This is a genomic window from Endozoicomonas acroporae (assembly GCF_002864045.1).
GTDB lineage: Bacteria > Pseudomonadota > Gammaproteobacteria > Pseudomonadales > Endozoicomonadaceae > Endozoicomonas > Endozoicomonas acroporae.
This window is the reverse complement of record NZ_PJPV01000165.1, coordinates 1-8,886: the sequence shown is the minus strand read 5'-3', so window position 1 is coordinate 8,886 and position 8,886 is coordinate 1. Positions and strand designations below refer to the sequence as shown.

4 protein-coding genes are annotated in these 8,886 nt (G+C 47.8%); all 4 read right to left on the bottom strand.

Annotated elements, in window-relative coordinates:
- The coding region (locus tag CX664_RS21835) for a hypothetical protein (protein WP_146000213.1) at positions 1 to 1,075 on the bottom strand (1,075 nt) is incomplete at its 3' end.
- Between the two features lie 264 nt (positions 1,076 to 1,339).
- On the bottom strand, positions 1,340 to 4,033 hold the full coding sequence (locus CX664_RS21830) for an RAP domain-containing protein (RefSeq protein ID WP_101748772.1): 2,694 nt from the start codon (positions 4,031 to 4,033) through the stop codon (positions 1,340 to 1,342).
- Between the two features lie 205 nt (positions 4,034 to 4,238).
- On the bottom strand, positions 4,239 to 7,403 hold the full coding sequence (locus CX664_RS21825) for a DUF1601 domain-containing protein (RefSeq protein WP_101748771.1): 3,165 nt from the start codon (positions 7,401 to 7,403) through the stop codon (positions 4,239 to 4,241).
- Between the two features lie 213 nt (positions 7,404 to 7,616).
- A partial coding sequence (locus tag CX664_RS21820; RefSeq protein ID WP_219622256.1) for an RAP domain-containing protein occupies positions 7,617 to 8,886 on the bottom strand: 1,270 nt, incomplete at its 5' end.

Here is an 8,886-nt window from a genome sequence, read left to right as displayed (position 1 = left end):
CTTGAGTGTTGAAGTGGTCTTTCTCTTCTTTTGATTCGGCGTTGGCTTTCATCAGGGGCAGCAGCGTGGCTACCGTTCCTTTGAGCTTTGGTGTCTTCTCCAGCCCGTTGTCCACCAATTTTGCCACGGCCCACAGCAGGTTGGAGATATGCTGAGGGATAAAATGGTCTTTCTCTTCTTTTGATTCGGCTTTGGTTTTCACCAGGGGCAACAGCGCGGCCACGACCTCTTTGAGTTTTGGTGTCTTCTTCAGCTCCAGCCCGTTGTCTACTAATTTCGCCACGGCCCACAGCAGGCTGGAGATATGCTGAGGGATAAAATCGTCTTTCTCTTCTTTTGATTCAGCTTTGGTTTTCACCAGGGGCAACAGTGCGGCCACGGCCTCTTTGAGCTTCGGTGTCTTCTCCAGCTTCTGCCCGTTGCTCACCAGTTTCGCCAGAGCCCACAGCAGGTTGGCGACACCTTGTACATCAATATCCCAGGTTTCAGGTTCCTGGTTGCACTTACGTATTACTGCATCAAGTAAAGTTGACAATAAAGCTTCCTGAGCTTCCTTACTTCCCTTATTCAGGCATTTATTAATGGTAAAAACACCCGCTGAAGTAAATGAATGAAGCGTTGTCGTCAGGCTTCGCCAGGTCCATCCGGAAGTAGCTTTAAAATTGTGCAACAATGGTATCAGTTGGCGTTGTTCACTATGATGCAAAGGTCGTCTTGATGCTGAAGTGTATTGTTTGATTAAGGTGGCAAATTGACTGTGTTTTTTACCATCATAGCGATCGCTATAACGAGCAGATATGCTCAGCAGGTAATCCATTCTTTCTTGTGTGATGAGAGCATTAAAATCATGAACAGGTTTTATTGAGTGTTTTTTTGCATGGTTAGCAGAAAAGCCGTCAGAAGCACGATACTCATTACGCTTCTGGATATAGGTGAGTGGCGCATTCACCTGTCTGACTGAGCCATGCCAGTATCGCCCACTCTTTGAAGAATCGGTACGATCATCCGGTTGTTTATAATCATTACCTGATGTTGCGCATTGCCAACTGATACCAGCACCGCCTCTGTCCATCATTATATTTCATTAATTCATGGGAAATATAAAAAGTAGACTACTCCAGGAGGCTTTCCGAGAATAGCGCCCGTCGCGAGGACAGCAGAAAATTGAGGATAAAAATTTGGTTTTGTGAGGTGAATAGCGGGGCTATTTGTCGAACAAAAGCGGATTTTTAGACCAATTTGCTGTCGCCGCACGACTGCATGGATGCAGGAGCTAGGGCAACGCAGGAGCAGTTGCCGCGTAGGACAGTCTATTCTCGGACAGCCTCCCAGGGCCTCATCAGGCCGTAGTTTTTACTGGTTTTTTTCTCTTCCTTTTTCTCTTTTTGGGTTTATTTATTTGCTCTTCCAAATATTCTTCGGCGGTAACATAACAGTCATCGGAAAATGGCCCTCCTTCATCAGCAGTAACGTATGCCTCATCTGCCGCCGCCTCACCACTGTTATGGAACACGCCATGAGCCTCCGGCTGGACTGCTAACTTTATCTTTATTTGCTCAATAACTCGTTTCGTTGAATCCTGCTTCCAAAGCTTGTTCACCGGAATTTCAATGACCTCAAATCCTGATTTTTGCAGCAGGGCGATTTTCAGCAAAGTCGAACCATCTCTGGTTTTGAAATCACCACTCACGTAATGAGAAGGTCCCTGAATGTCGATAACCATGTTGTAATCTGGCAGTAGCAGGTCAACCGGAGGTAATGAGTTCAGACTCTTTTCTTCTTCAATCTTCAACGACGGAAGGCTTGATTTGAGTTGATCGAGGAAGGTGGACTGAGATTGTGAAATAATTGTCGGGTAATGGGGGGTAACCGGACACGCTCTTCCAAGCCAGCTTGCGGCCATGGCAATAATGGATTGATCCTCGATATTGCCTGAGGAGGTATTTCCCAGGCGAGAAAATAGTTCACCTATGTGCTTTTCAAGTGAGTTTTTATTATTTTTGCCGTAGTTAAGATAACATCTGGCACAGAATGCCATGACTCCCCACAGAGACATCCATGTACTTTGCTGAGAGAGCTGGAGGTTTTCGCTGTTTTTGCCGACAAGAAAATCGAACGTTGATTCAACCACGTTCAACTCAATCGCCTCACCCAGTTTTGCCACGGACCACATCATGTTGGCGACTTCCTGAGGCTTGAAGCGGTCTTTCTCTTCTTTTGATTCGGCGTTGGTTATCACATGGGGCAACAACCAGACCACGGCCTCTTTAAGCCTGGGTGTCTTCTCCGATTCCAGTCCGTTGTCTACCAGTTTCGCCACGGACCACAGCAGGTTGGCGACTCCCTGTGGCCTGAAGCGGTCTTTCTCTTCTTTTGATTCAGCTTTGGTTTTCACATGGGGCAACAGCGCAGCCACGACCTCTTTGAGTTTCGGTGTTTTCTCCAGCTCCAGCCCGTTTTCTACCAATTTCGCCGCCGCCCACAAAAGGTTGGAAATTTGCTGAGGATTAAAGTGGTTCTTATCTCCTTTTGATTTGGCTTTAATATGAATCAACAGTGCGTCCACAGTCTCTTTGAGCTTCGGTGTCCTCTCCAGCTTGAGCCCATTGTCCACCAGTTTCGCCAAAGCCCATTGTAGAGAGGCGACTTCCTGTGGCTTGAATTGGTCTTTCTCTTCTGTTGATTCGATTTTGCTTTTCACAGGAGGCAACAGCGCCGCCACGGCCACTTTGAGCTTTGGCATCTTCTCCAGCTCCAGTCCGTTGTCCACCAGTTTCGCCAAGGCCCACAACAGGTTGGCGATACCTTGATTGTTAAAGTGGCCTTTCTCTGCGTTTGCTTCGGCTTTGGTTTTCACATGGGGCAACAGCGCAGCCACAACCTCTTTGAGTTTCGATATCTTCTCCAGCTCCAGTCCATTGTCCACCAGTTTCGCGAAGGCCCACAGCAGGTTGGCGATACCTTGAGTGTTAAAGTGGTCTTTCTCTTCTTTTGATTCGGCTTTGGTTTTCACATGAGGCAACAGCGCGGCCAGGGTCCCTTTGAGCGTTGGTGTTTTCTCCAACCCCTTGTCCACCAATTTCGCCACGGCCCATAGCAGGATGGCAATATGCTGAGGAATAAAGTGGTATTTTTCTGATTCAGCTTTGGCTATCACATGGGGCAACAGCGCGGCCACGGCCTCTCTGAGAACTAGTGTCTTGTCCAGCTCCAGCCCGTTGTCCACCAGTTTTGCCACAGACCACAGCAGGTTGGCGATATGCTGAGGAATAAAGTGTTCTCTCTCTTCTGGTGATTTGGCTTTGGCTTTAACATGGATCAACAGTGCGGCAACAGCCTCTTTGAGCTTCGGTGTTTTCTCCAGCTCCAGCCCGTTGTCCACCAGTTTCGCTACCGACCACAGCAGGTTATTGATACCGTGTACATCAAGATCCCTGGCTTCAAGTGTTTGGTTGCAATTAAGTATTGCTTGATCAAGTAAAGTGGACAGTAAAGCCGCTTGAGTTTTCTTAACCCACTCTTCCGTGTATTTATCAGAGGTAAAAACACCCGCTGAAGTAAATGAATGAAACGTTGTCGTCAGGCTTCGCCAGGTCCACCCGGGTGTCACTTTAAAATCGTACAACAATGGCATCAGTTGGCGTTGTTCACTGTGATGCAAAGGTCGTTTTGACGCTGAAGTGTATTGTTTGATTGAAAGGGCAAATTGACTGTGTTTTTTCCCATCATAGCGATCACCGTAATGGGTAGATATCCTCAACAGGCAATCCACTTTTTCATGTGTGATGAGAGCCTTAAAATCATCGACAGGTTTTACTGAGTGTCTTTTTGGATGGTTAGCAGAACAGACGTCAGCAGCAGGATAAAACTGGTTACGCTTCTGGACGTAGGCGAGTGGCGCATTCACCTGTCTGACTGTGCCATGCCAGTATCGACCACTTTTTGAACAATCAGTACGATCATCCGATTGTTTATAATCATTACCTGATGTTGTGCATTGCCAACTGATACCCGCACCGCCTCTGTCCATCATTATATTTCATGAATTCATGGGAAATATAAAAAGTAGACTACTCTAGGAGCCTGTCCGAGAATAGACTGCCCTACTGCGGTGGCAGCAAATTGGTCTAAAAAGTCGGAAATTTTTAGCAAATAGAACCACTATTCACAAAAATTTCCGACTTTTTATCCTCAATTTTCTGCCATCCTCGCTACGGGCGCTATTCTCGGACAGGCTCCTAGGAGGCAGTAGTTTTTACTGGCTTTTTTCTCTTCCTTTTTTTCTTTTTTGGTTTCTTTGTTTGCTCTTCTAAATATTCTTCAGTGGTAAGATAACAGCTATCTGAAAATTGCCCTCCTTCATCGGCAGTAACGTATGCCTCATCTGTTGACCCCTCGCCGCTGTTATGTAACACAGAGTCATAAGCCTCCGGCAGGTCGGCTAACTTTATCTTTATCTGCTCAATAACTCTTTTCATTGAATTCTGGTTCCCAAGCTTGTTCACCGGGATTTCAATGACCTCAAATCCTAATTTTTTCAGCAGAGCGATTTTCAACAAAGTCGAACCATTCTTGGTTTTGAAATCACCACCCACGTAATGGGAGGGCCCCTGAACGTCGATCACCATGTTGTAATCTGGCAGTAGCAGGTCAACCGGAGGTAATGAGTTCAGACTCTTTTCTTGTTCAATCTGCAAAGACGGAAGGCTTGATCGGAGTTGATCGCAAAAGGTGGATTGAGATTGTGAAATGATTGTCTGGTAATGGGGAACCACCGGACACGCTCTCCCCAGCCAACTTGTGACCATGGCAATAATGGATGGATTCTCGGTATTGCCGGTGGGTGTGTTTCCCAGGCGAGAAAAGAGTTCACCTATATGCTGTTCAAGCGAGTTTTTATTATTTTTACCATAGTTCAGATAAAATCTGGCACAGAATGCCATGACTCCCCACAGAGACATCCATCTACTTTGCTGAGAGAGCGGGGTGTTTTCGCTGATTTTGCCAAGAAGGGAATCTAACGTTGATTTAACCACGTTCAGCTCAATAGCCTCACCCAGTTTTGCCACGGCCCATATCATGTTGGCGACTTCCTGTGGCTTGAATTGGTCTTTCTCTTCTTTTGATTCGGCTTTGGCTTGCACATGGCGCAACAGCGCAGCCAGGGCCTCTTTGAGCTTCGCTGTCTTCTCCAGCTCCAGCCCGTTGTCCACCAGTTTTGCCACGGCCCACAGCTGGTTGGCGATATGCTGAGGAGTGAAGGGGTCTGTCTCTTCTAATGATTCGGCTTTGGTTGTCACATGGGGCAACAGCGCAACCACGGCCTCTTTCAGCTTCGGTGTCTTCTCCAGCTCCAGTCCGTTGTCTACCAGTTTCGCCACGGCCCACAGCACGTTGGCGGTCTCTTTTGCGCTGAAGCGGTCTTTCTCTTCTTTTGATTCGGCGTACGTTTTCAAATAGGGCAACAACCAGGCCACGGCCTCTTTAAGCCTGGGTGTCTTCTCCAGTTCCAGTCCGTTGTCTACCAGTTTCGCCACAGCCCACAACAGGTTGGCGACTTCCTGTGGCTTGAAGTGGTCTTTCTCTTCTTTTGATTCGGCTTTGACTTTCACATGGGGCAACAGCACGGCCACAACCTCTTTGAGCTGCGCTGTCTTCTCCAGCTCCAGTCCGTTGTCCACCAGTTTTGCCAAGGCCCACAGCAGGTTGGCGGTAGCTTGAGTGTTAAAGTGGTCTTTCTCTTCTTTTGATTCGGCTTTGGCTTTCACATGGTGCAACAGCGCGGCCAGGGCCTCTTTGAGCTGCGCTGTCTTCTCCAGCCCGTTGTCCACCAGTTTTGCCACGGCCCACAGCAGGTTAGCGATATGCTGAGGAATGAAGTGGTCTTTCTCTGCTTTTGATTCGGCTTTGGTTTTCACATGGGGTAGCAGCGCGGCCACGGCCTCTTTTAGCTGCGCTGTCTTCTCCAGCCCGTTGTCTACCAATTTCGCCATCGCCCACAGCAGGTTGGCGATATGCTGAGGAATAAAGTGGTCTTTCTCTTCTTTTGCTTCGGCTTTGGTTTTCACATGGGGTAACAGCGCGGCCACGACCTCTTGGAGCTTGGGTGTTTTCTCCAGCCCCAGCCCGTTGTCCACTAATCTTGCCACGGCCCACAGCAAGTTGGTGATATGCTGAGGAATAAAGTGGTCTTTCTCTTCTTTTGATTCGGCTTTGGTTTTCACATTGGCCAGCAGCGCGGCCACGGCCTCTGTGAACGTCGGTGTCTTCTTCAGACCATTGTCCAACAGTTTCGCCACGGCCCAAAGCAGGTTGGCGACTTCCTGTGGCTTGAAGTGGTCTTTCTCTTCTTTTGATTCAGCTTTGCTTTTCACATGGGGCAACAGCGCGGCTACGGCCTCTTTTAGCTGCGCTGTCTTCTCCTGATCCAGCCCGTTTTCGACCAGTTTCGCCAGAGCCCACAGCAGGTTGGCGGTACCTTGTGAGTTGAAGTGGTCTTTCTTTTCTTTTGCTTCGGCTTTCGTTTTCACATGGAGCAACAGCGCGGCCACAACTTCTTTGAGCTTCGGTGTCTTCTCCAGCTCCAGCCCGTTATCTACCAATTTTGCCACTGCCCACAGCTGGTTGGTGATATGCTGAGGAATAAAGTGATCTTTCCCCTCTTTTGATTCGGCTTTGATTTTCATCAGGGGCAACAGCGCGGCCACGGCCTCTTTGAGCTTCGGTGTTTTCTCCAGCCCCAGCCCGTTACCAACCATTTTTGCCAGGGCCCACAGCAGGTTGGCGGTACCTTGGGCATCAATATCCCTGGCTTCAGGTTTTTGCTTGCACTTAACTATTACTGCATCAAGTAACGTTGACAATAAAGCTGCCTGAGCCTCCTTATGTCTCTCATTCAGGTATTTATGAGGGGTAAAAACACCTGCTGACGTAAATGAATGAACCGTTGTCGTCAGGCTTTGCCAAGGCCACCCGGGTGTCGCTTTAAAAGCGTGCAACAATGGTATCAGTTGGCATTGTTCACTACGATTTAATGGTCTTTTTGACCTTGATGTATATTGTTTGATTGAACAGGCAAATTGACTGTGTTTTTTCCCATTATAGCGATCACCATAATGAGTAGATATCCTCACCAGGTCATCCATTTTTGCTTGTGTGACGAGAGCCTTAAAATCCTGAACAGGTTTTATTGAATGTCCTGGTGGATGGTGAGCAGAACAGGCGTCAGAAGCAGGATAAAATTGATGACGCTCCGGGATATAGGGAAGTGAAGTATTCGTCCGCCTCACTTTGCCATACCTGTATCGCCCACTTCCTGAAGCACCGGTATGATCATCCGGTTGATTATAATCATGACCTGATGTTGTGCATGTCCAACTTATACCAGCACTGCCTCTGTCCATAATTATATTTCATTAATTCATGGGAAATATAAAATGTAGACTACTCCACGGCATCAACAGGCATTAGCCCGGATATTTCATAAACGTGCTCCCGCTCTCGCTTGTCCTTTGTCGCTCTAAGGGAGTTTTGCTCAGTCGACCGTACTCCCCGGTACGGCGCTCCCTCACAAAATCCCTTAGAGCGACAAAGTCCGGCGCGAGATTCGGGGCAGTTTATGAAATATCCGGGCTAGTTTTTACTGGCTTTTTTCTCTTCCTTTTTCTCTTTTTTGGTTTCTTTGTTTGCTCTTCTAAATATTCTTCAGCGGTAAAATAACAGTCATCGGAAAATTGCCATCCTTCATCGGCAGTAAAGTATGCCTCACCTGCATCCCACTCGCTGCTGTCAGGTGACACAGGACCATGGGCCTCTGGCAGGATGGCTAACTTTGTCTTTATTTGTTCAATAACTCTTTGTATTGAATACTGGTTATCAAGCTTGTTCACCGGTATTTCAATAAACTCAAATCCTAATTTTTTATATAGGGCGATTTTCAACAAAGTCGAACCATTCCTGGTTTTGAAATCACCACCCACGTAATGGGAAGGCCCCTGAACGTCGATCACCATGTTGTAATCTGGCAGTAGCAGGTCAACCGGAGGTAATAAACTCAGACTCTTCTCTTCTTCAATCTGCAAAGACGGAAGGCTTGATCGGAGTTGATCGCGAAAGGTGGATTGAGATTGTGAAATGATTGTCTGGTAATAGGGAACCACCGGACACGCTATCCCCAGCCAACTTGTGACCATGGCAATAATGGATTGATCCTCGGTATTGCCTGAGGGTGTATTTCCCAGGAGAAAAAATAGTTCACCTATATGCTTTTCAAGCGAGTTTTTATTATTCTTACCGTAGGTCAGATAACATCTGGCACAGAATGCCATGACTCCCCACAGAGACATCCATCTACCTTGAGAGAGCGGGGTGTTTTCGCTGATTTTGCCGACAAGGGAAGCTAACGTTGATTTAACCACTTTCAGCTCAATAGCCTCACCCAGTTTTGTCACGGCCCATATCATGTTGGCGACTTCCTGTGGCTTGAATTGGTCTTTCTCTTCTTTTGATTCGGCTTTGGTTTGCACATGGGGCAACAGCGCGACCACAGCCTTTTTCAGCTTCGATGTCTTCTCCAGCTTCCACCTGTTCTCCACCAGTTTCGCCAGGGCCCACAGCTGGTTGGCGATATGCTGAGGTGTAAAGGGGTCTGACTCTTCTAATGATTCGGCTTTGGTTGTCACATGGGGCAACAGCGCAACCACGGCCTCTTTCAGCTTCGGTGTCTTCTCCAGCTCCAGCCCGTTGTCCACCAGTTTCGCCAAGGCCCACAGCAGGTTGGCGATATGCTGAGGAGTAAAGGGGTCTGTCTCTTCTAATGATTCGGCTTTGGTTGTCACATGGGGCAACAGCGCAACCACGGCCTCTTTCAGCTTCGGTGTCTTCTCC